This is a genomic window from Kitasatospora sp. NPDC034533 (assembly GCF_055575155.1).
Genome location: NZ_JBVITE010000011.1, coordinates 15,260 through 37,713, shown reverse-complemented (window position 1 = coordinate 37,713; position 22,454 = coordinate 15,260). Strand labels below are relative to the sequence as shown.

15 protein-coding genes are annotated in these 22,454 nt (G+C 71.8%); all 15 read left to right on the top strand.

Translation table 11 applies throughout. The annotated features are described in order from the left end of the window. The first annotated feature begins 177 nt into the window (after positions 1-177). The 15 genes from ACZ55U_RS10730 (at position 178) to ACZ55U_RS10660 (ending at position 22,448) form a co-directional block, all read left to right on the top strand. On the top strand, positions 178-1,563 hold the full coding sequence (locus ACZ55U_RS10730) for a DUF4190 domain-containing protein (protein ID WP_465524670.1): 1,386 nt from the start codon (positions 178-180) through the stop codon (positions 1,561-1,563). A 233-nt stretch (positions 1,564-1,796) separates the two neighbouring features. Next, positions 1,797-1,988: an SPOR domain-containing protein gene (locus tag ACZ55U_RS10725; RefSeq protein ID WP_465524668.1), complete on the top strand. Its 192-nt coding sequence runs from the start codon at positions 1,797-1,799 to the stop codon at positions 1,986-1,988. Between the two features lie 18 nt (positions 1,989-2,006). Continuing rightward, positions 2,007-2,564, top strand: a complete 558-nt coding sequence (locus ACZ55U_RS10720; protein ID WP_465524666.1) for an NUDIX domain-containing protein — start codon at positions 2,007-2,009, stop codon at positions 2,562-2,564. A 139-nt stretch (positions 2,565-2,703) separates the two neighbouring features. Then, entirely contained in the window at positions 2,704-5,499 is a 2,796-nt protein-coding gene (locus ACZ55U_RS10715) for a SpoIIE family protein phosphatase (protein WP_465524664.1), read from the top strand. 228 nt (positions 5,500-5,727) lie between these two features. Continuing rightward, positions 5,728-8,325 carry a SpoIIE family protein phosphatase gene (locus ACZ55U_RS10710; protein ID WP_465524662.1) on the top strand — a complete coding sequence of 866 codons (2,598 nt, stop codon included), beginning with the start codon at positions 5,728-5,730 and terminating at the stop codon, positions 8,323-8,325. 92 nt (positions 8,326-8,417) lie between these two features. Beyond that, positions 8,418-10,226 (top strand): ABC transporter family substrate-binding protein, encoded by a 1,809-nt coding sequence (locus ACZ55U_RS10705; RefSeq protein ID WP_465524660.1) that lies wholly within the window; start codon positions 8,418-8,420, stop codon positions 10,224-10,226. A gap of 299 nt (positions 10,227-10,525) precedes the next feature. After that, positions 10,526-12,430 carry a translational GTPase TypA gene (gene typA, locus ACZ55U_RS10700; protein ID WP_465524658.1) on the top strand — a complete coding sequence of 635 codons (1,905 nt, stop codon included), beginning with the start codon at positions 10,526-10,528 and terminating at the stop codon, positions 12,428-12,430. A 431-nt stretch (positions 12,431-12,861) separates the two neighbouring features. Next, positions 12,862-14,493, top strand: a complete 1,632-nt coding sequence (locus ACZ55U_RS10695) for a peptide ABC transporter substrate-binding protein (protein WP_465524656.1) — start codon at positions 12,862-12,864, stop codon at positions 14,491-14,493. Between the two features lie 140 nt (positions 14,494-14,633). Next, on the top strand, positions 14,634-15,560 hold the full coding sequence (locus ACZ55U_RS10690) for an ABC transporter permease (protein ID WP_465524654.1): 927 nt from the start codon (positions 14,634-14,636) through the stop codon (positions 15,558-15,560). After that, positions 15,553-16,494 carry an ABC transporter permease gene (locus ACZ55U_RS10685; RefSeq protein WP_465524652.1) on the top strand — a complete coding sequence of 314 codons (942 nt, stop codon included), beginning with the start codon at positions 15,553-15,555 and terminating at the stop codon, positions 16,492-16,494. Before ACZ55U_RS10690 ends, ACZ55U_RS10685 begins: the two co-directional genes overlap by 8 nt. A 19-nt stretch (positions 16,495-16,513) precedes the next feature. Continuing rightward, positions 16,514-17,563, top strand: a complete 1,050-nt coding sequence (locus tag ACZ55U_RS10680) for an ABC transporter ATP-binding protein (protein ID WP_465524650.1) — start codon at positions 16,514-16,516, stop codon at positions 17,561-17,563. After that, positions 17,556-18,572 (top strand): ABC transporter ATP-binding protein, encoded by a 1,017-nt coding sequence (locus ACZ55U_RS10675; protein ID WP_465524648.1) that lies wholly within the window; start codon positions 17,556-17,558, stop codon positions 18,570-18,572. Before ACZ55U_RS10680 ends, ACZ55U_RS10675 begins: the two co-directional genes overlap by 8 nt. Positions 18,573-18,796: 224 nt before the next feature. Continuing rightward, positions 18,797-20,422, top strand: coding sequence for a peptide ABC transporter substrate-binding protein (locus tag ACZ55U_RS10670; RefSeq protein ID WP_465524646.1), 1,626 nt, complete (start codon positions 18,797-18,799; stop codon positions 20,420-20,422). Positions 20,423-20,530: 108 nt separating this feature from the next. Then, positions 20,531-21,457 carry an ABC transporter permease gene (locus ACZ55U_RS10665; RefSeq protein WP_465524644.1) on the top strand — a complete coding sequence of 309 codons (927 nt, stop codon included), beginning with the start codon at positions 20,531-20,533 and terminating at the stop codon, positions 21,455-21,457. Between the two features lie 76 nt (positions 21,458-21,533). Continuing rightward, complete coding sequence (locus tag ACZ55U_RS10660; protein ID WP_465524901.1) at positions 21,534-22,448, top strand: ABC transporter permease; 915 nt, start codon at positions 21,534-21,536, stop codon at positions 22,446-22,448. The last annotated feature ends 6 nt before the right edge of the window (positions 22,449-22,454 follow it).

Sequence of the window (22,454 nt, the reverse complement as noted above, 5' to 3'; positions counted from 1 at the left end):
GTTGGGGGAGTCCACGTGTCCACGCCTGAGTCCGAGCGGCCCGTCTCGGGGCCGCAGTCGCCCGCGGCTACGGGGGCCGGTGCGGATGCGGGCACGGGTACGGGGGCGGTGGCGGCGCCGTCGGCACCGGAGGCGGAAGCGGCGACGAAGGCTCCGGCGGCCGGTCAGGACCCAAGGGTGGGCTTCCGCAGGGACGCGGTCGAGTCCGAGGGGCCCGCAGAGCCCGGAAGGCCTGCCGCGCCCGCAGAGCCCGCCGCGCCCGAGCCGCCGGCCCCGGCGGACCCCTGGGCCGCACCCGACGTCACCGCCGGCCCGTTCGCCGCCCCGCCCGCCGCGACGGCCCCGCCCGCCGCGACGGCCCCCCAGTCCGTCCCGCCGTCGGCGGCCCCGCCCCAGCCGCCGCACCCGCTGCCCGCCGGCGGCTGGGCCTCGGCGGCCCCCACCGCCCCCGCCGCCCAGCCCGGCTTCCCGCCGGGCCACCCCTACGGCCCGGCGCCGGCCCCGGGCATGCCCTTCGCCGCCCCCGGCCCCGCCCCCACCAACGGTCTGGCCGTCGCCTCCCTGGTCACCGGCCTGCTCCTGGTGGCTCCGGTGGCCCTGGTGCTCGGGATCGTCGCGCTGGTCCAGATCAACCGCCGCAAGGAGCGCGGCTCCGGCCTGGCGGTGACCGGCCTGGTGCTCGGCACGATCGGCACGCTGCTGCTCGCCCTCGGGCTCGGCGCCGCCGACTTCAGCCCGGCGCGGGCCGGCCGCTTCGGCCAGCCCCCGAAGGCGCCGGCCGGCGCGGTGTCCTGGTCCGACCTCAAGGTCGGCGACTGCTACGACTCCCCCCGTGACGGGACGACGGAGGGCGGGGACGGCGACACGACGGTGTACTGGGTGCACCGGCTGGCCTGCGCCGACCCCCACCACGGCGAGGTGGCGGGCACCGCCGGCCTCCCGAACGCCGACGGCCCGTACCCGGGCGAGACCGAGGTCCGCGCGACGGCCGCCCGGCTGTGCCACAAGGTGCTGGGCGACTACGCGCTCGACCAGTGGGCCCTCCCGGACGGCATGGACGACGTCTACCTCTACCCGACGGCGAAGAACTGGGCGTCCGGCGACCGGTACGTGACCTGCGCCTTCGAGGACCGCGAGGACCGGCACCAGGGCACGGTCCGCACCGACCGTAGCCGGCTGACCGCGCCCCAGCTGGCCTACCTGGAGGCCGCCCGGGGCTTCAACGACGTGTACCTGGAGCCGCCGGCCGGGGACGTCTCCGCCGCCGAGGCCGAGTACCGGGGGTGGGCCCGCCAGGTGGCCGCGGCCTCCCGGGCCGAGGCGGCGGCGCTGGGCGCGCCGTCGGTGCCCTGGCCCGCCGACGTCCGGCCGAAGATCGCCAAGCTGGTCGAGGCCAAGACCCAGGCGGCCGCCGCCTGGGACGCCATGGCCTCCGGCGGCGACGTGGCGGGGGACTACCGCCGCGCCGACGTACTGGAGGCCAAGTCGGGGCCGGTGATCCTGGAGATCCGCCGCGGACTGAGCCTGTCCACCGGCGAGCAGGCCCCCGACCTGCGGGTCTGAGCGGCCGCGCGGACGGTTACCGGACGTTGACCGCGCCCACACCCGCCGGTAACCCACCGACCGTACGGTGACGGGCACGCGTCCCCGGCCCGACCCCCACGCGAGCCGGGGACCGACCACCCCAGCCCCACGCGAGCCGGGGACCGACCACCCCAGCCCCACGCGAGCCGGGGACCGACCGCCCGCCGCCCAGGCGCGCGACAGCCCGCGCGAGCCCCCGGTACCCTCCGGCCATGGGCACCTACCGGGTGATGCGGCAGGACGACAACGGCAACCGCTTCGTGGTCGCCAGGGACCTCGACCGGGCCGAGGCCCGACGGCTGGCCGCCGAGTTCGAGGCCCGCGGCCACAAGCAGATGTACTGGGTGGAAGCGGACGGGACGGTCCGCCCGGAGGCGGCGGACGGAACGGTCCGCAACGCCTGAGCCCGTAGGGTCGGGCCCATGGACGCGACCGACGCCACCCCCGCCGCCCACACCCCCGCCGCCCACGCACCCGCCGCCGCCCGCCCCGGGCCCGCCGCCTCCGACGCCGCCCCCCGGATCGTCGTCGGCGGCGCCCTGGTCCGCCGCGGCCGGGTGCTCGCCGCCCGGCGCAACGCGCCCGAGTCGGTGGCCGGGCGCTGGGAGTTCCCCGGTGGGAAGGCCGAGCCCGGCGAGACCGAGGCGCGGGCACTGGAGCGGGAGCTGCTGGAGGAACTCGGCGTACGGGCGCGCGCGCTGACCCGGCTGCCGGGCGCGTGGGCCGTGCGCCCCGGCCTGGAGCTGCACTTCTGGGCCGCCGAATTGCTGGCCGGTGAGCCGCGCGCACTCCAGGACCACGACGCGCTGCGCTGGCTGGGCCCGGACGAGCTGGACGCGGTGGACTGGATCGACCACGACCGTGACGTGCTGCCCCACGTCGCCCGGCTGCTGCTGACGGCCGAGCGGCCGGAGCCCGCCGAGGACGCGCCGGCCTCCGGCGACACACCCCTCCCGGGCGACGCGCCATCCGCCGAGTAGGTCAATAGGACAAGACGACCCGGCCGCCGGGATAGCCTGGATGCTGCTGGGTATGTCACTTTTCGGCACTATTCGTCACCATCGGTGAGCCGCCCCCAGCCGGCGACGCCGATCCCGACCAGAGCCGGAGGCCCAGTCGGTGTCGAGTACCGGGAACGGCGGCGGGGGAGAGCGGCGGGCAGGCTCCGCGGGGAGCGCCGCCGCCCGCGCCCGACTGCGCCACGCCTCCCGTCCGGCCGCCCCCCAGCCGCCGGCCGGCCGCCGCCGCGGCGACGCCGTCGAGGCCCCCGACGCCGTACGGCCCGCCGAGCCCGCCCCCACCCTGGCGGTGTCCGGGCAGGAGCCCCGGTCCGACGCGGGCCCCCCTCCGGCACCGGGGCACCGGGCGGAGGCGGGCGCCGGTATGCGCGCCCGCCCCGGCAGACCGTTCCCCGGCGGGCCCGCCGACGTCCCCGAAGGCCCCGACGGGCCCGCCGGCGGCAGCCTGCTGGACCTGCTCAAGGTCGCCATCGCGATCCTGGACACCGCGGGCCGGGTGGTGCTCTGGAGCCCGGCCGCCGAGGAACTGCTCGGCTGGCCGAACGAGCTGCTGGTCGGCCGCCGGATCGACGAACTGCTCCCCGGCCCGGACGAGGTCGCCCGGATCCGGGCCGCCATCCAGGACACCCTGCGGCACGGCCGCTGGGCCGGCCCCGCCCAGCTGCTCGACCGCGACGGCGCGCCGGTCTCGGTGGACGCCCGGATCTCCCTCCTGGTGGACGGTGACGGCACCCCCTTCCTCCAGGTCAACATGGCAGAGGCGGCCGCCGTCCGGGCCGTCGAGCGGGACCTCGCGGTGCGCGACGCGCTGTTCGAGCAGTCCCCGCTGGGCATCGCCATCATGGACACCGACCTGCGCTACACCGCCGTCAACCAGACCCTCGCCGAGATGAACGGCGTCGCCCTGGAGGACCACGTCGGCCGCACCACCGGCGAGACCCTGCCGGAGCGGGCCGCCGACGAGATCACCGCCATCCAGCGCCAGGTGCTGGCCACCGGCGAGCCGGTCATCGACGTCACCCTGGCCTCGCCGGTCACCACCCGGGCCGGCTACCGCTCCATCTCGTACAGCCGGATGACCGACCGCTCCGGCCGGGTGCTGGGCATCTCCGGCACCGTGATGGACGTGACCGAGCGCTACCGGGCGGTCGCCAAGGTCGAGCACGCCCGGCGCCGGCTCTCGCTGCTCAACGAGTTCGGCTCTCGGGTCGGCGACCTGCTCGACGCCTCCCGGATCGCCCAGGAACTCGCCAGCTCCGTCGTCCCCCGGCTGGCCGACCACTCGGCGGTGATCCTCCTCCAGGCGGTCGCCCACGGCGACGACCTGCCCCGGCACGGCCACGACCGGCGCACCTCGCTGCTCCAGCTCGGCACCGCCTCCGTCCAGGACGGCCCCGAGGTGGAGGTGATGCTGCGCCGCGGCGCCCGGATCACCTTCGCCGAGGACTCCACCTGCGGCCGGGTGCTGCGCACCGGCGTGCCCGAGCTGCTCTCCGGCGCCGACCAGCTGGACGACGTCACCTACCCCGGCGACCCGAAGATGCAGGCCGCCCGGGACCTCGGCGTGCACTCGCTGCTGGTGGTGCCGTTGCGCGCCCGCGGCATCGTGATCGGCCTGCTGCTGGTCAGCCGGGCCGGCTACCGCGAGGGCTTCGACCGGGACGACCAGGCCTTCACCGTCGAGCTGGCCGACCGGGCGGGCAGCTCGCTGGACAACGCCCGCCTCTACGCCCGCGAGCGCACCGCCGCGCTCACCCTCCAGCGCACCCTGCTCCCGCAGCAGGTCCCGCAGCCCACCGGCGTCGAGGTCGCCTACCGGTACGTGCCGGGCAGCAGCGGCACCGAGGTCGGCGGCGACTGGTTCGACGTCATCCCGCTGCCCGGCGACCGCACCGCGCTGGTGGTCGGCGACGTGATGGGCCACGGCCTGCGGGCCGCCGCCACGATGGGACGGCTGCGCACCGCCGTCCGGGTGCTCGCCGCCCTCGACCTGCCCCCGGACGTCCTGCTGCGGCACGTCCACGAACTGGCCGACGACCTCGCCCAGGGGCCGGACGAGGCGCTGCTCGCCACCTGCGTCTACGCGGTGTTCGATCCGGGGACGGCCCGGCTGACCGTCGCCAAGGCCGGGCACATCCCGCCGGTGCTGGTGGTGCCGGGAGCGCAGTCCGCGGAGCCCACCCACGAGGGCGGCCCGTTGCCCGGCGGCTCCGGCCGGATCCTCGACCTGCCCTCCGGCGCCCCGCTCGGCGTGGGCGGGGTCCCGTTCGAATCGGTCGAGCTGAAGATCCCGGAGGGCAGCCTGCTGGCGCTGTGCACCGACGGCCTGGTCGAGTCCCGGGACAAGGACCTGGACGTCGGCCTCGGCCGGCTGGTCAGCGTGCTCCAGGAGCCGCACGCCTCCATCCAGGCCGCCTGCGAGGCGGTGCTGGACACCATGGAACAGGGCCGGGAGCCGGACGACGTCGCCCTGTTGCTGGCCCGGCTCGGCCACGGCCGGGCCGGCACCCCGACGGCGGGGTGGACCCTGCCGGCCGAGCCCACCGCCGTCTCCCGGGCCCGCCGACTGGTCCGCGCCACGCTCGTCGAGTGGGGCGTCGAGGAGCTCACCGACACCGCCGAGCTGCTGGTCAGCGAGCTGGTCACGAACGCCGTCCGGTACGCGAGCGCCCCCATCGGGGTCCGGCTGACGCTCGGTGAGACGCTGCTGGTGGAGATCTCCGACCCGCTGCCCGACCCGCCCCGGGAACGGCACGCGGCCGAGGCCGACGAGGGTGGCCGCGGACTGGAACTGGTCCACCGGCTGGCGCTGCACTGGGGCGCCCGGGCCGAGGGCATCGGCAAAGTCGTCTGGTTCGAGCAGGCACTGCCGGGTAATGAGCCCGACGAATCGTGATCAAAGCGACCGACGGGAGAGCGGGGCCGCACATGCCGCCAGGCGCTCAAGGGGAGCGCGCGCTCCAGCAGGGGGCGCGAGCGTGGCATTGTGGTTGCGCGGGCGGTAGGACAAAAACCTTCGCCCGATCTGATGTTGTGATGTTGAGGGCGTGTGAACGTACCCCTCGATGATGAATACTCGGTCTTCTCGACATCCGGACGGTCGCGGGTTGGAGGGGTCGGTCCGTTGAACAGCACTCCGGCGCGGAGCGCGCGCAGCAGCAGCGGTCATGCCGCCGTGCCCGGGCAGGCCGGTTCCTCGCAGCTGCCGGTACGGGACGGCGGGGCCGGCAGCCGCGGCCGCCACCCCGCCGCCGAGCGCCGCTCGTGGGGCGGCGGCGACCCCGGCACGATCTACGACTACATCCGGGTCGCCACCTTCGCGATCGGCCCCGACGGGCGGATCAGCCAGTGGAGCGAGCGCGCCGCCGACTTCTTCGGCATCCCGGCCGCCGAGGCCGTCGGCGCCGACCCGATCACCACCTTCGTGCCCCGGGAGCTCTGGCGGCGCGGCCGGTCCCGGCTGGAGCGCACCCTGGCGGGCGAGGAGTGGGTCGGCACCACCCCGTACCGGGACGCCACCGGCGGCGAGGGCCTCGCCGAGCTCTTCCTGATGCCCGACAGCTCGCTGCCCACCGCGGGCGCCACCTGCCTGGCCGTCGACCTCGGCCGGCTGCGCCGGATCGAGACCGACCTGGCCGCCTCCGAGGCCGTCTTCGGGCAGACGCCCACCGGCTTCGTGCTGTTCGACGACCGGCTCCGGCTGCAGCGGGTCAACGACGCCTTCGCCTCCGGCATGGGACTCGCCCCCACCGACCTGGAGGGCCTCACCCCCCACGACCTCTTCCCGCCGTCCGAGGCCGACCGGCTCAGCGCCGCCCTGCGCAAGGTCCTGGCCACCGGCGAGCCCGTCTTCGACCTGCGCTTCCACGGCGCCGTCCCGACCCGTGAGGGCAACCGGCTCTGGGCCGTCTCGCTGTACCGGCTGAACGGCGCCGCCGGGCAGACCATGGGCGTGGCCGGGCAGGTCTCCGACGTCACCAGCCGGCACGTCGCCGAGCGCGAGGCCGACGGCGTGCGCCGCAACCTCGCGCTGCTCAACGAGGCCAGCGCCCACATCGGCTCCACGCTCGACCTGGAGACCACCGCCAAGGAACTGCTGGACGTCGTCGTCCCGCCGTTCTGCGACCTCGCCACCGTGGACCTCTACACCGCGCTGCTCTCCGGCGAGACGGTGCCCAGCGCCGGGCGGCTCGGCGACACCGTGCTCACCGACGGCAGCGGCGAACTGCGCCGGGTCGCCGTCTCCAGCGTGGTCGGCGGTGCCTCCTCGGTGCTCGGCTCGGTCACCGGACTGCCGATCGCCGAGGCCGGCGGCACCCTCTGTTACCCGCGCCGCTCCCCGCACGCGCGGGCGCTGCGCACCGGGCGCAGCGTCGTCCCCGAGCCCGGGCCGGACCCGCTGCTGCGCTCCACCCTGATCGTCCCGCTGGTCGCCCGCGACCAGGTGCTCGGCCTCGTCCAGCTCTCCCGGGCGATCGGCAGCGAGCCCTTCGACGCCCGCGACGTCGCGATCGCCGAGGAACTGGTCGCCCGCGCCGCCGTCTGCATCGACAACGCCCGGCTCTACCGGCGCGAGCACGAGCGCGCGCTGATCCTCCAGCGCAGCCTGCTGCCCCCGGGCAACCCGGCCGCCAGCGGCCTGGAGATCGCCTGCCGCTACCTGCCCAGCAACAACAACACCGAGGTCGGCGGCGACTGGTTCGACGTCATCCCGCTGCCCGGCAACCGCACCGCGCTGGTCATCGGCGACGTGATGGGCCGGGGCCTGCGCGCCGCCGTCGCGATGGGCCAGCTGCGCACCGCCGTCCGCACCCTGGCGATGCTCGACCTCGATCCCGCCGAGGTGCTCACCGCCCTCGACGAGATCGCCCGAGGCCTCGGCGGCGACTCCGTGCCGGCCGGCCCGCCCACCCCGTACGGGCGGCTCACCTCGACGGCCGACGAGGAGGCCCGCGAGGTCTACCTGGCCACCTGCGTCTACGCGGTCTACGACGCCGTCACCCGCCGTTGCGTCTTCGCCAACGCGGGCCACCTGCCGCCCGTCCTGCTCAGCCCCGGCGAGAGCGCCCGGATGCTCGACGTGCCGCCCGGGCTGCCGCTCGGCGTCGGCGGCGAGCCCTTCGAGGAGGTCGAGCTGACCCTCCCGGACGGCGCCGTGCTCGCCCTCTACACCGACGGCCTGGTGGAGAGCCGCAAGCACCAGCTGGACGAGGGGCTGCGCGCCTTCCGCTCCGCGCTCTCCGACGAGGGCAAGGGCCTGGAGGACCTCTGCGACCACGTGCTCGGCGAGCTCAACCCGCACCACGGCGAGGACGACATCGCCCTGCTGATGGCCAAGGTGCACGCCTTCCCCGAGGACGCCGTCGGCAACTGGTTCCTGCCGCCCGAGCCGACCTCGGTGGCCAAGGCCCGCGAGCTGGCCTGTAGCTGGCTGCTCTCCCGCGGCCTGGAGGAACTGGTCGACACCACCGAGCTGCTGGTCAGCGAGCTGGTCACCAACGCGCTCAAGCACGGCCGGGGCGAGATCCGGCTGCGGCTGCTGCGCGAGCGCGCCCTGGTCTGCGAGGTCTGGGACGACGGCTACGCGCAGCCCCGGCAGCGGCGCGCCCAGGAGACCGACGAGGGCGGGCGCGGCCTCCAGCTGGTCAGCCTGCTGGCCGAGCGCTGGGGCAGCCGGCGCACGCCCAAGGGCAAGATCGTCTGGTTCGAGCTGGCGCTGTAACCACCGGAGACGGTGGGCCGGACGGGTGCAGTCGCCCGGCGGCCCGCCGTGTCGGGGCGGGTCCGGGCCCGGGGCGGCGTTCGATGGCCGCCATGCGCGTCCGCCAGCTCACCGCCGCAGCCGCCGCGCTGCTGCTCGCCGCCGGTCTCGGCGGCTGCTCCGACGACCCGGGCCCCGCCCGCACCCCGGCCCCCGCACCCGCCACGGCCGACCCCACCGTCGGCACCGGGGACGTCCGGCCCGCCGACCGGGCTGGCGTCCGGGACGGCGGCACGCTGCGCTGGGCGCTGGACGGCGTCCCGGCCACGCTGAACGTCTACCAGGGCGCGGCGAGCGCGGACTCGGCGCTGCTCGCCCACGCGCTGTACCCCGCGCTGTTCCGGCCCGACGAGCACGGCCGGCTCGTCCCCGACCCGGACTACCTGGAGGAGGCCGAGTCCACCCCGCCCGGGCAGCAGCCCCAGGTGGTCACCTACCGGCTCAACCCGCAGGCCGTCTGGAGCGACGGCACCCCGCTCTCGGCCGCCGACCTCGACGCGCAGCGGCTCGCGCTGTCCGGCCGGGACCCGGCCTACCGGGGCACCCGCCCGGCCGGGTACGACGCCATCGAGTCGGTCACCCAGGGCGCCGACCCCCACGAGGTGCGGGTGGCCTTCCGACAGCCGTACGCCGAGTGGCGCTCGCTGTTCGGTCCGCTCTACCCGGCCGCCGAGACGGCCACCCCGGCCGACTTCGCCCGGCCGCTGACGGACGGGGGCCGGCCCAGCGCCGGGCCGTACGTCCTGTCCCGGTACGACGCCGAGGGCGGGAAGGTCACCGTGGAGCGCAACCCGCTCTGGTGGGGCGACCAGCCGAAGGCCGACCGGATCGACTTCCTCGCCGTGGCTCCCGAGCGGCGGCTGGACGCGCTGGACCAGGACCGGCTGGACGTCGCCACGCTCACCGCGGCGGTGGACCGGGCACAGCCGGTGCCCAGCGCGTCCGCCCCGGCGGCGCCGCCGCCCGCGGGCCCGCCGGAGGCGGCACCGGAGGCCGCTCCCGAGGCGGCGGCGACGGCGCTGCGGAGGGCCGAGTCGCTGCCCGGCGTCACCGTGCACCGGGCCGCCGCGGCCTCGCTCACCCAGCTCACCCTCAACGCCACGCGCGGCCCGCTGACCGACCCGCTGGTGCGCCGCGCCCTCACCCGGGCCGTCGACCGGCGGCGGATCGCCGACGCGGCGCTGACGCCGCTGGGCCTGCCCGCCGCGCCGCTGGGCAGCCACCTGCTCGCGGGCGACCAGGAGGGCTACCGGGACAACAGCGGGGTGACCGGCCCGGCGGACGCGGGGCGGCTGCTGGACGAGGCGGGCTGGATGCGGCCCGCCGACGGGGGCATCCGGGCCAAGGGCGGCACGCCGCTCGCCCTCTCCCTGCTCGTCCCGGCCGGTTCGGCGACCGCCAAGCGCACCGCCGACGCGCTCACCGCCGGCCTCGCGGGGGCCGGGATCGCGGTGCAGCAGGTGGCCGCGCCCGCCGAGTCCTTCGTCGGGGACCGCCTGGCGGCCGGGGACTACGACCTCGCGCTCTTCTCCTGGCCGGCCGGCCCCAGCCCGGCGAGCGAGCAGCGCCCCGCGTACGCCAAGCCCCGGCCGGACGCCGACGGCACACCCGAGCCGGGCCGCAACTTCGGCCGCGGCGGCACCGAGGAGATCGACCGGCTGTTCGACCGAGCGGCCGCCGAGCTGGATCCGGCGGCCCGGCTGGACCTGCTCCAGGAGGCGGACGTGCGGATCTGGCAGCTCGGGCACTCGGTGCCGCTCTACCAGCGGCCGGAGCTGGTCGGCGTCCGGACCGGGGTGGTCGGCGCGGGGGCGTACGGCTTCGGCTGGCCGCGCTTCCAGGACGTGGGCTGGAGCGACTAGCGGGCCCGGGCCGGGCAGTCGGGCGTGGAGTCGTCGGATCACGAACGGGCGGCTTCGGGAAGGCGGACACCGGGTGAAGGGTGTGTGACCCCCCTGTGATCTTGATCCCGCCCGGCCTGCTCGTTTCCGTCCATCTCGGCGCTTCCCCGTACGATAGGAGGAAGCCGAGGCATGGCCATGTGCCCGGCGGGTGGACCGGTAGTAGCAGGCGGAACGGGCGGCGGCGATCGACAGGGATCGCAAGTGCGCGTCACGCAGCCGGGCGCCGCAACCCACGATTCCGGGAGAATCCGCTAGGCATGCCCACGCGCAACGACATCCGTAACGTCGCCATCGTCGCCCACGTCGACCACGGCAAGACCACGCTGGTCGACGCCATGCTGAAGCAGGCCGGCGCCTTCGCCGCCCACCAGCAGCTCGACGACCGGATGATGGACTCCAACGACCTGGAGCGCGAGAAGGGCATCACCATTCTCGCGAAGAACACCGCGGTCAAGTACCACCCCAAGGACGGTGGCGCGCCGATCACCATCAACATCATCGACACCCCGGGCCACGCCGACTTCGGTGGCGAGGTCGAGCGCGGTCTGTCGATGGTGGACGCGGTCGTCCTGCTGGTCGACGCCTCCGAGGGCCCGCTGCCGCAGACCCGCTTCGTGCTCCGCAAGGCGCTGTCGGCCCGCCTGCCCGTCATCCTCTGCATCAACAAGACCGACCGTCCGGACTCCCGGATCGACGAGGTCATCAACGAGACCTACGACCTGTTCCTGGACCTGGACGCGGACGAGGACCAGATCGAGTTCCCGATCGTCTACGCCTGCGCCCGTGACGGCGTCGCCTCGCTGACCAAGCCGGAGAACGGCACCGTCCCGGCCGACAGCACCAACCTGGAGCCGTTCTTCTCCACCCTGCTGGAGCACGTCCCGGCCCCGAGCTACGACGAGGACGCCCCGCTCCAGGCCCACGTCACCAACCTGGACGCCGACAACTTCCTCGGCCGCATCGCGCTGCTGCGCGTCGAGCAGGGCGAGCTGCGCAAGGGCCAGACCGTGGCCTGGATCAAGCGCGACGGCTCGATCCAGAACGTCCGCATCTCCGAGCTGCTGATGACCGAGGCGCTCACCCGCAAGCCGGCCGAGGTGGCGGGCCCCGGTGACATCTGCGCCGTCGCCGGCATCGCCGACATCATGATCGGTGAGACCCTGGCCGACCCGGAGAACCCGGTCGCCCTGCCGCTGATCACGGTGGACGAGCCGGCCATCTCGATGACCATCGGCACCAACACCTCGCCGCTGGTCGGCCGCGGCGGCAGCGGCAAGGGCGCGGACGCCAAGTCCGGCGCCAAGGTGGACCGCAAGGTCACCGCCCGCCAGGTGAAGGACCGCCTGGACCGCGAGCTGATCGGTAACGTCTCGCTGCGCGTCCTGGACACCGAGCGCCCGGACGCCTGGGAGGTGCAGGGCCGCGGTGAGCTGGCGCTGGCCATCCTGATCGAGACCATGCGCCGCGAGGGCTTCGAGCTGACCGTCGGCAAGCCGCAGGTGGTCACCAAGGAGGTCAACGGCAAGATCCACGAGCCGGTCGAGCGCCTCACGGTGGACGTGCCCGAGGAGCACATGGGTGCCGTCACCCAGCTCATGGGCGTCCGCAAGGGCCGGATGGACAACATGTCCAACCACGGCTCGGGCTGGGTCCGGATGGAGTTCGTCGTCCCGTCCCGCGGCCTGATCGGCTTCCGCACCGAGTTCCTCACCAGCACCCGCGGCACCGGCATCGCGCACTCGATCCACGAGGGCCACGAGCCGTGGTTCGGCCAGCTGACCACCCGCAACAACGGCTCGCTGGTCGCCGACCGGGCCGGTGTGGTCACCGCCTTCGCGATGACCAACCTCCAGGAGCGCGGCGTGCTCTTCTGCGAGCCGGGCACCGAGGTGTACGAGGGCATGATCGTCGGCGAGAACTCGCGCTCCGACGACATGGACGTGAACATCACCAAGGAGAAGAAGCTCACCAACATGCGGTCCTCGACCGCCGACGTGGCCGAGTCGATCGTCCCGCCGCGCAAGCTCTCGCTGGAGCAGTCGCTGGAGTTCTGCCGCGAGGACGAGTGCATCGAGGTGACCCCGGAGACGGTTCGCATCCGTAAGGTCGTCCTTGACCAGAAGGACCGCGGACGCACCGCCTCGCGCGCCAAGAAGGCGTGATCCGGACGCGCTGAACGGCCTTTGGCCGGAATGATTCGCCCCCCTTTCCAGTGGAGAGGGGGGCGAACTTTTTCAACTACTCCAAGTTGTCGGGGCCGCTATTAACGGAATAGCGCTCATCACACCGGGGTGTCCGCTGAGCGGACGTGACAGTTCGTCATCCGTGACGACTGTCCGTTTGGTGCCTGTCTGGCTATGTCTCAAATGTCCGGTTTTCGAAACTTACCGATTGTTCATGTGACCTAATTGAGATCGTCACTGGTCACTTTCGTGTCCGTGCGTGACGGATAGTGGGTGCAGTCAGGCTCGGGTCAAGGGTGAACGCGCAGGGGTGCGCGCCGAAACCACGAGCGCGGACGGCACGGCGGGCCCGGTGACAACCGTTCCGCAGTGCCCTCCTCGTTGCAACGTCGAATTCAGGAGGCACACCGATGCGCGGTGCGAGCCAGGCCAAGTGGGTTGTCGCAGCTGTTGCGGTCGCCCTCGCCGCGACTGCGTGCAGCAGTAGCGACTCCTCCGGGGGTAGCTCCGGCAACGGTGAAGTAAACGCCGCGGGCACCTTCAGCTACCAGAGCGGTGAGCCGCAGAACCCGCTCCAGCCGGCCAACGCCAACGAGACCATCGGCGGCCGTGTCATCAAGAACCTGTTCAAGGGGCTCGTCGACTACGACCCCGCGACCGGTGCGCTGCGCAACCAGGTGGCCGACAAGATCGAGACCACCGACGCCAAGAACTACACCGTCACGCTGAAGTCCGGCTGGACCTTCCACGACGGCACCCCGGTCACCGCGGCCTCCTTCGTGAAGGCCTGGAACTGGTCGGCCAACGTCAAGAACAACCAGATCAACTCGTCCTGGTTCTCCGACATCGTCGGCTACGACGCCGTCCACCCGGAAAAGGGCGACCCGACCGCCGCCGAGATGTCCGGCCTGAAGGTCGTCGACGACACCCACTTCACCATCGAGCTGACCGGCCCCGTCTCGTACTTCCAGTACAAGCTCGGCTACGCGGCCTTCTCGCCGCTGCCCGAGGGCTTCTTCAAGGACCCGGAGGGCTACGGCCAGAAGCCGGTCGGCAACGGCCCCTACCAGTTCGTGTCGTGGGAGCACAACAAGGCCATCACCGTGAAGGCCTACGACAAGTACACGGGCATCGACAAGCCGAAGAACGGCGGCATCGTCTTCCGCAACTACGCGACCGGTGAGGCCGCGTACAAGGACCTGATGTCCGACACCGTGGACGTCCTGGACCAGGTCGACTCGACCGACCTGCCGAAGTACAAGGACGACCTGGGCAAGCGCGCGGTCGACCAGCCGCTGGGTGGCATCCAGAACATCAGCTTCGCGCTGTACCAGGCCGACTGGAGTGCCCCGGAGAAGGCCAAGGTCCGCCAGGGCATCTCGATGGCGATCGACCGTGACACCATCACCAAGACCGTGCTCAACGGCAACCGCATCCCCGCCGACTCGTGGGTCGCGCCCGGCGTCATGGGCTACAAGGCCGGCACCTGCGGCGAGTTCTGCAAGTACAACCCGGAGAAGGCCAAGCAGCTGATCACCGAGGGCGGCGGCGTCCCGGGCAACAAGATCACCATCCTGTACAACTCCGACGGCAGCCACAAGGAGTGGGTGGACGCGGTCTGCAACTCGATCAAGCAGGCGACCGGCGTCGAGTGCCTCGGTGACCCGAAGCCGGACTTCAAGTCCGTCCGTGACCTCGTCACCAAGCAGCAGGTGCCGAGCATGATGCGTACCGGCTGGCAGCAGGACTACCCGCTGAACGCCAACTTCCTGCGTGACATCTACGCCACGGGCGCGTCCTCCAACGACGCCCACTACTCCAGCCCGGAGTTCGACAAGCTGTCGAAGGAGGCGGACGCCGCCACCTCGGTCGAGAAGACCGCCGACCTGTACCAGCAGGCCGAGGCCCAGCTGGCCAAGGACATGCCGGCCATCCCGCTGTGGTACTACAAGACCACCTCCGGCTACTCCAACAAGGTCCAGAACGTGAAGTTCGACTCGTTCGGCGACCCGGTCTTCACCGACGTCGAGGTCAAGAAGTAATCGGTCGGCACCGCCTGACCCGGTGACAACGGCCGGTGCCCGTCCATCCCCACAAGGGCGAGGGCTGGTACCGGCCGTTGGCACGCCGACTTATCTCTTGCCGGGTTGACGGGCCCGGCAGAGCCATACATGGAGGCACGATGGGGCGCTTTGTCGCGAGGCGACTGCTCCAGATGATCCCGGTCTTCTTCGGAACGACCTTGCTCATCTTTGTGATGGTGCACGCGCTGCCGGGCGACCCGGTGGCAGCGATGTGGGGCGACAAGGCGCCGGACCCGGCGCAGGTCGCAGCCCTGAGGCATCAGTTCGGTCTCGACAAGCCGATGTTCCAGCAGTACCTCGACTACATGGGGGGCCTGCTCACCGGGGACTTCGGACAGACCATGGCCAAGCGGCCGGTGTTCGACGTGATCACCGAGGCGCTGCCGGTCACTGTCCGGCTGGCGCTGTTCGCGTTCGCCATCGAGATCGTGCTCGGCCTCGGCATCGGCCTGTTCGCCGGCCTGCGCCGGGGCAAGGCGTTCGACAAGGGCGCCCTGGTCATCACCCTGCTGCTGATCTCGATCCCGGTGCCGGTGCTCGGCTTCATCTTCCAGACGGTCTTCGCGGACGATCTGAAGTGGGTCACGCCGACCGTCCAGGACTCCAACGACATCACCCAGCTGGTGCTGCCGGCCTTCGTGCTCGGCTCGCTGTCGCTGGCGTACGTGGCACGTCTCACCCGCACCTCCATCGCCGAGAACATCAAGGCCGACTACGTCCGCACCGCGGTGGCCAAGGGTCTGCCGCGGCGCAAGGTGATCGGCACCCACCTGCTGCGCAACTCGCTGATCCCGGTGATCACCTTCCTCGGCACCGACCTCGGCGCCCTGATGGGCGGCGCGATCGTCACCGAGGGCATCTTCAACGTCAAGGGTGTCGGCAACGCGCTCTACTTGGCGATCAACCACAAGGAGGGCGCGACGGTCTCCGGCTTCGTGGCCTTCCTGGTGATCGTGTACCTGGCCGCCGGCCTGATCGTCGACCTGCTTTACGCGGTTCTGGACCCGAGGATCCGTTATGCCTGACCTGACCGAGAAGAAGACGGCCGAGGAGATCCCGGCCCAGGCCGTCGTCGCGGCGGACGCCAAGCCCGAGAAGGCCCGCAGCCTCGGCTCGGACGCCTGGCACGACCTGCGCCGCAAGCCGATCTTCGTGATCTCCGCGCTGCTGATCGTGCTGCTGGTCGTCATCGCCATCGCCCCGGGCCTGTTCACCTCGGTGGACCCCCGGGCTGGCGACCTGCGCCTGCACTACCTGACGAAGCCGAACTACAGCCACCTCTTCCAGCCGGACTGGTTCGGTTACGACCTCCAGGGCCGCAGCATCTACGCCCGCGTCATCTACGGCGCCCGCGCGTCGGTGGTGGTCGGCATCTGCGTGACCCTCGGCGTGACCATCCTCGGTGGCATCGCCGGCATGGCCGCCGGTTACTTCGGCGGCTGGATCGACACGATCATCTCCCGCGTCACCGACATCTTCTTCGGTATCCCGCTGCTGCTCGGCGCGCTGGTGATCCTGAACGCCTTCACCTCGCGCACCATCTGGAGCGTGGTCTTCGCGCTGGTCGCCCTGGGCTGGACCCAGATGACCCGTGTCATGCGCGGCTCGGTGATCACGGTCAAGCAGGCCGACTTCGTGACGGCCGCCAGGGCGCTCGGCGCCGGCACCACCCGGATCATGCTCAAGCACATCCTGCCGAACGCGATCGCCCCGGTGATCGTCGTCGCCACCATCGCGCTCGGCGGCTACATCGCCACCGAGGCGACGCTGAGCTTCCTCGGCATCGGTCTGCAGGACCCGACCATCTCCTGGGGCATCGACATCAACTCGGCCCAGAAGGTGATCCGCACGGCGCCGTTCGCCCTGTTCTTCCCCGCCGGCATGCTGAGCCTCACCGTGCTGGCGTTCATCATGCTCGGCGACGCGGTGCGCGACGCCCTCGACCCGAAGCTCCGCTGAGAGAAGAGGTGACGACCCGATGACCACCGTGATCGAGAACAACCAGAAGAACGATCGTCTCGAAGTTGGCACCCCTCTCCTGGAGGTGAAGGACCTCCACGTGGAGTTCCACACCCGGGACGGGATCGCCAAGGCCGTGAACGGCGTCAACTACTCCGTCGCGGCCGGCGAGACCCTCGCCGTGCTCGGCGAGTCCGGCTCCGGCAAGTCCGTGACGGCGCAGACCATCATGGGCATCCTGGACATGCCCCCGGGCAAGGTGACCCAGGGCGAGATCCTGTACCGCGGCCAGGACATGCTCACGATGACCAACGAGCAGCGGCGGCAGATCCGCGGCCGGAAGATCGCGATGATCTTCCAGGACGCGCTGTCCGCGCTGAACCCGGTGCTCAGCGTCGGCTTCCAGCTCGGCGAGATGTTCCGGGTGCACCAGGGCGCCTCCAGGAAGGAGGCGAAGGAGAAGGCCGTCGAGCTGATGGACCGGGTCCGCATCCCCGCCGCCAAGCAGCGGGTGAACGACTACCCGCACCAGTTCTCCGGCGGCATGCGCCAGCGCATCATGATCGCCATGGCGCTGTCGCTCCAGCCCGACCTGATCATCGCGGACGAGCCCACCACCGCCCTGGACGTGACCGTCCAGGCTCAGGTGATGGACCTGCTCTCCGAGCTCCAGGCCGAGTACAACATGGGCCTGATCCTGATCACCCACGACCTCGGCGTGGTCGCCGACGTCGCGGACAAGATCGCCGTGATGTACGCGGGCCGGATCGTGGAGACCGCCCCGGTGCACGACCTGTACGCGAACCCCGCGCACCCGTACACCAAGGGCCTGCTCCGCTCCATCCCGCGCCTGGACCAGAAGGGCCAGGAGCTGTACGCGATCAAGGGCCTGCCCCCGAACCTGCTGAAGGTCCCGGCCGGCTGCGCGTTCAACCCCCGCTGCGACGTCGCCACCGACCTGTGCCGTACGGAGAGCCCCGCGCTGCACCACGTCACGGACAAGGACGGCAAGGAGCTCACCGGCCGCCGCAGCGCGTGCCACTTCTGGAAGGAGACCCTCCATGGCTGAGAACATCCTGGAGGTCAAGGACCTGGTCAAGCACTACCCGCTGACCCAGGGCATCCTCTTCAAGAAGCAGGTCGGCGCGGTCAAGGCCGTCGACGGCATCTCCTTCGACCTGAGGAAGGGTGAGACGCTCGGCATCGTCGGCGAGTCCGGCTGTGGCAAGTCCACGCTGGCCAAGGTGCTGATGAACCTGGAGCGCGCCACCTCCGGCCAGGTGCTGTTCAAGGGCGAGGACATCTCGACGTTGCAGGGTTCGGCGCTCAAGGCCGTCCGCCGCAACATCCAGATGGTGTTCCAGGACCCGTACACCTCGCTCAACCCGCGCATGACGGTCGGCGACATCATCGGCGAGCCGTTCGAGATCCACCCCGAGGTGGCGCCCAAGGGCGACCGCCGCAAGGCCGTCCAGGACCTGCTGGACGTCGTGGGTCTGAACCCGGAGTACATCAACCGGTACCCGCACCAGTTCTCCGGCGGCCAGCGCCAGCGCATCGGCATCGCCCGCGGCCTCGCGCTCAAGCCGGAGATCATCATCTGCGACGAGCCGGTCTCCGCGCTGGACGTGTCCGTCCAGGCGCAGGTGATCAACCTGCTGGAGCAGCTCCAGGGCGAGTTCGGCCTCTCCTACATGTTCATCGCCCACGACCTCTCCATCGTCCGGCACATCTCCGACCGGGTCGGCGTGATGTACCTGGGCAAGATGGTCGAGATCGGCTCGGACGAGGAGATCTACGAGAACGCCACCCACCCGTACACCCAGGCGCTGCTCTCCGCGGTGCCGGTGCCGGACCCGACGGCGCGCGAGTCCCGCGAGCGGATCATCCTGACCGGGGACATCCCCTCGCCGGCCAACCCTCCGTCGGGCTGCCGCTTCCGCACCCGCTGCTGGAAGGCGGAGGACCGGTGCGCCGAGGAGATCCCGCTGCTCGCGGTGCCCTCGGTGCTGGAGGGCCCGGCCGCCCACGAGTCGGCCTGCCACTTCCCCGAGGTCCGGGAGCAGGCCGCGGCCTGATCCCCCGGTGGTTCCCGGAAGGGCCCGTGGCGTTCGCGCCGCGGGCCCTTCCGGCGTACGGGCCCTCCGGCGCCCCGCCGGTGTGGCGCGGTGTGGCGCGGTGTGGCGCCGCGTCAACTCCGAGCGGGCTCACCGCGCCCATCCGGGTGCACTTGACGCGCGCCGTCGCCGGGCCGCGCCTCCGATGGGGTGTGATGCGACACACACCCTGAGGAGGGACCTCCATGCCCGTAGCCGTCCGTGTCCGTTGGCTCCTCGCCGCCGCGACGTCCGTGGTCCTGGTGGCCACCGGATGCGGTGACAGCGGGGGAGGGGGCAGTAGCAGTTCGTCGGACGCGAGCAAGACGTTCAGCTACCAGAGCAACGAGCCGCAGAACCCGTTGCAGCCGGCCAACGCGAACGAGGTCGGCGGCGGCCGGATCATCCAGAACCTCTTCCGGGGGCTGGTCGACTACGACCCGAGCAACGCCAAGATCCGGATGCAGGTCGCCGAGAAGATCGACACCAGCGACTCGCAGACCTTCGACATCACGCTGAAGGACGGCTGGAAGTTCCACGACGGCACCCCGGTGCACGCCCACAACTTCGTCGACGCCTGGAACTGGGGCGCCAACCCCGCCAACAACCAGATCAACAGCTCCTGGTTCTCCGACATCGAGGGCTACCAGGACGTCCACCCGGCCTCCGGCTCGGCGAGCACGGACAAGATGTCCGGGCTGACCGTCACCGACGACCTCCACTTCACCGTGAAGCTGACCCACAAGGTCTCGTACTTCGAGTACAAGCTCGGCTACATCGCCTTCTCGCCGCTGCCCGACGGCTTCTACAACGACCCGGCCGGGTACGGGCAGAAGCCGGTGGGCAACGGCCCGTACGAGTTCGTCAGCTGGTCGCACAACAGCCAGGTGGTGACCAGGGCCTTCCCGGACTACCCGGGCGTGGACAAGCCGAAGAACGGCGGCATCGTCTTCAAGATGTACACCACGTCCGAGGCCGCCTACGCCGACCTCCAGTCCAGCAACCTGGACGTCATGGACCAGGTGCCGCCGTCCGCGCTGGCCACGTACAAGAGCGACCTCGGCGACCGCGCGGTGGACGAGCCGCAGGGGGCCATCCAGAACATCGGCTTCACGCTCTACCAGGGCGACTGGTCCGGGCCGGACAAGGCCAAGGTGCGCCAGGGCCTGTCGATGGCGATCGACCGCGACACCATCACCAAGACAGTGCTCCAGGGCTCCCGCAAGCCCGCCACCGCCTGGGTGGCCGAGGGCGTCGAGGGCTACAAGGACGGCACCTGCGGCGACACCTGCAAGTTCGACCCGGCCAAGGCCAAGCAGCTGATCCAGGAGGGCGGCGGCGTCCCCGGCAACAAGCTGACGATCACCTACAACGCGGACGGCGGCCACAAGGAGTGGGTCGACGCGGTCTGCAACTCGATCCGGCAGAGCACCGGGGTCGACTGCCTGGGCGACCCGAAGCCCGACTTCAAGACGGCGCGGGCCGCGATCACCGGGCACCAGCTCAACGGCGCCTTCCGCACCGGCTGGGTGCAGGACTACCCGCTGAACGCCAACTTCCTGGCCGACGTGTACCGCACGGGGGCCGCGTCCAACGACTTCGGCTTCAGCGACCCGCGGTTCGACGACGCCGCCACCAAGGCCGACGAGGCGGGCAGCGTCGCCGACACGGTGACCGGCTACCAGCAGGCCGAGGCGGTGCTGCCGAGCGGCATGCCGGCCATCCCGCTCTGGTACTACCGCACCAACTCGGGCTACTCGACCAAGGTGCAGAACGTGAAGTTCGACTCCTTCGGGAACCCGGCCTGGACCCAGGTCGAGGTCAAGGGCTGAGCCCCGCCCCCTCGCACCGGCCCCGCCCTCCCCCACGGAGGGCGGGGCCCGGTCTCGCGGCCGACGGCCGGCCGGGCAGTCGGCCGGACACCTAGGAAGGAGGCCCGGATGGGCAGTTACGTGCTGCGGCGGGTGCTGCAGATGATCCCGGTGTTCTTCGGCGCCACCCTGCTGATCTTCCTGATGGTCTACACCCTGCCGGGCGACCCGGTGTCGGCGCTGTTCGGCGAGAAGGCCGCCGACCCGGCCGTGGTCGCCAGCATCAAGCACAAGTACTTCCTGGACCAGCCGATCTGGAAGCAGTACCTGCACTACATGGGGAACCTCTTCCAGGGGGACTTCGGCACCAGCTTCACCGGCCGGCCGGTCACCGACATCATGGCGGGCGCCTTCCCGGTCACCATCCGGCTCGCCCTGCTGGCCTTCGTCTTCGAGATGATCGTCGGCCTCGCCTTCGGTGTGCTCTCCGGCCTGCGGCGCGGCAGCCTCGCGGACACCCTGGTGCTCATCCTGACCCTGGTGGTGATCTCGATCCCGGTCTTCGTGCTGGCCTACATCGCGCAGACGGTGTTCGCCACCAACCTGGGCTGGGTCACCCCGACCGTCCAGGACAGCTACGACCTGACCCAGCTGGTGCTGCCGGCCATCGTGCTGGGCTCGCTCTCGCTCGCGTACGTCGCCCGGCTCACCCGGACCTCGATCGGCGAGAACCTGCGGGCCGACTACATCCGCACCGCGGTCGCCAAGGGGCTGCCCCGACGGACCGTCATCACCCGCCACCTGCTGCGCAACTCGCTGATCCCGGTGGTGACCTTCCTCGGCACCGACCTCGGGGCGCTGATGGGCGGGGCGATCGTCACCGAGGGCATCTTCAACGTGCAGGGCATCGGCAACGTCCTGTACCGGGCGATCAACCAGAAGGAGGGCCCCACAGTGGTCGGCATCGTGACCGTCCTGGTGATCGTCTACCTGGTCGCCAGCCTGCTCGTCGACCTGCTCTACGCGGTCCTGGACCCGAGGATCCGCTATGCCTGACGTCCACGACGAGGACTCGTACGAGCCGCGCCCCAAGCCGGGGGTCTCGCGGCTCGACTACGCGGGGGAGCAGGGCATGGCGGTCGAGCAGCAGATCCTGGTCGAACCGGACGTGGTGAAGCGCGAGGAGGCCCGCAGCCTCTGGGGGGACGCCTGGCGGGACCTGCGCCGGCGGCCGATCTTCCTGGTCTCGGCGGTGCTGATCCTGCTGCTGGTGGTGATGGCGGTCTTCCCCTGGGCGTTCACCGGCGCCGACCCGCGCCACGCGGACCTGGTGAACAACTACCTCAGGCGGCCGAACTGGGGCGACGTCTTCGGGAGCGGCTGGTTCGGCTACGACGCCCAGGGCCGGTCCATCTTCGCCCGGGTGGTGTACGGGGCCCGGGCCTCGATCACCGTCGGCGTCTTCGTGACCGCCGCCGTCACCGTGCTCGGCGGGCTGACCGGGATGGCGGCCGGCTACTTCGGCGGCTGGATCGACGCGGTGCTCTCCCGGATCACCGACATCTTCTTCGGCATCCCGCTGCTGCTCGGCGCACTGGTGCTGCTGAACGCCTTCGCCACCCGCACGGTGTGGAGCGTGGTCATCGCGCTGGGCGTGCTCGGCTGGACCCAGATCGCCCGGGTGATGCGCGGGGCGGTGCTGACCGCCAAGCAGGCCGACTACGTGGTGGCCGGGCGGGCGCTCGGCGCCGGCACGGGCCGGCTGATGTTCCGGCACATCCTGCCGAACGCGATCGCGCCGGTGATCGTGGTGGCGACGATCGCGCTCGGCGGCTACATCGCCACCGAGGCGACGCTGAGCTTCCTCGGCATCGGCCTCCAGGACCCGACCATCTCCTGGGGCATCGACATCTCCTCCGCGCAGAAGGTCATCCGCACCGCACCGTACGTGCTGTTCTTCCCAGCCGCGGCGCTGTCGATCACCGTGCTGGCCTTCATCATGCTGGGCGACGCGGTGCGCGACGCCCTCGATCCGAAGCTTCGCTGAGCGAGG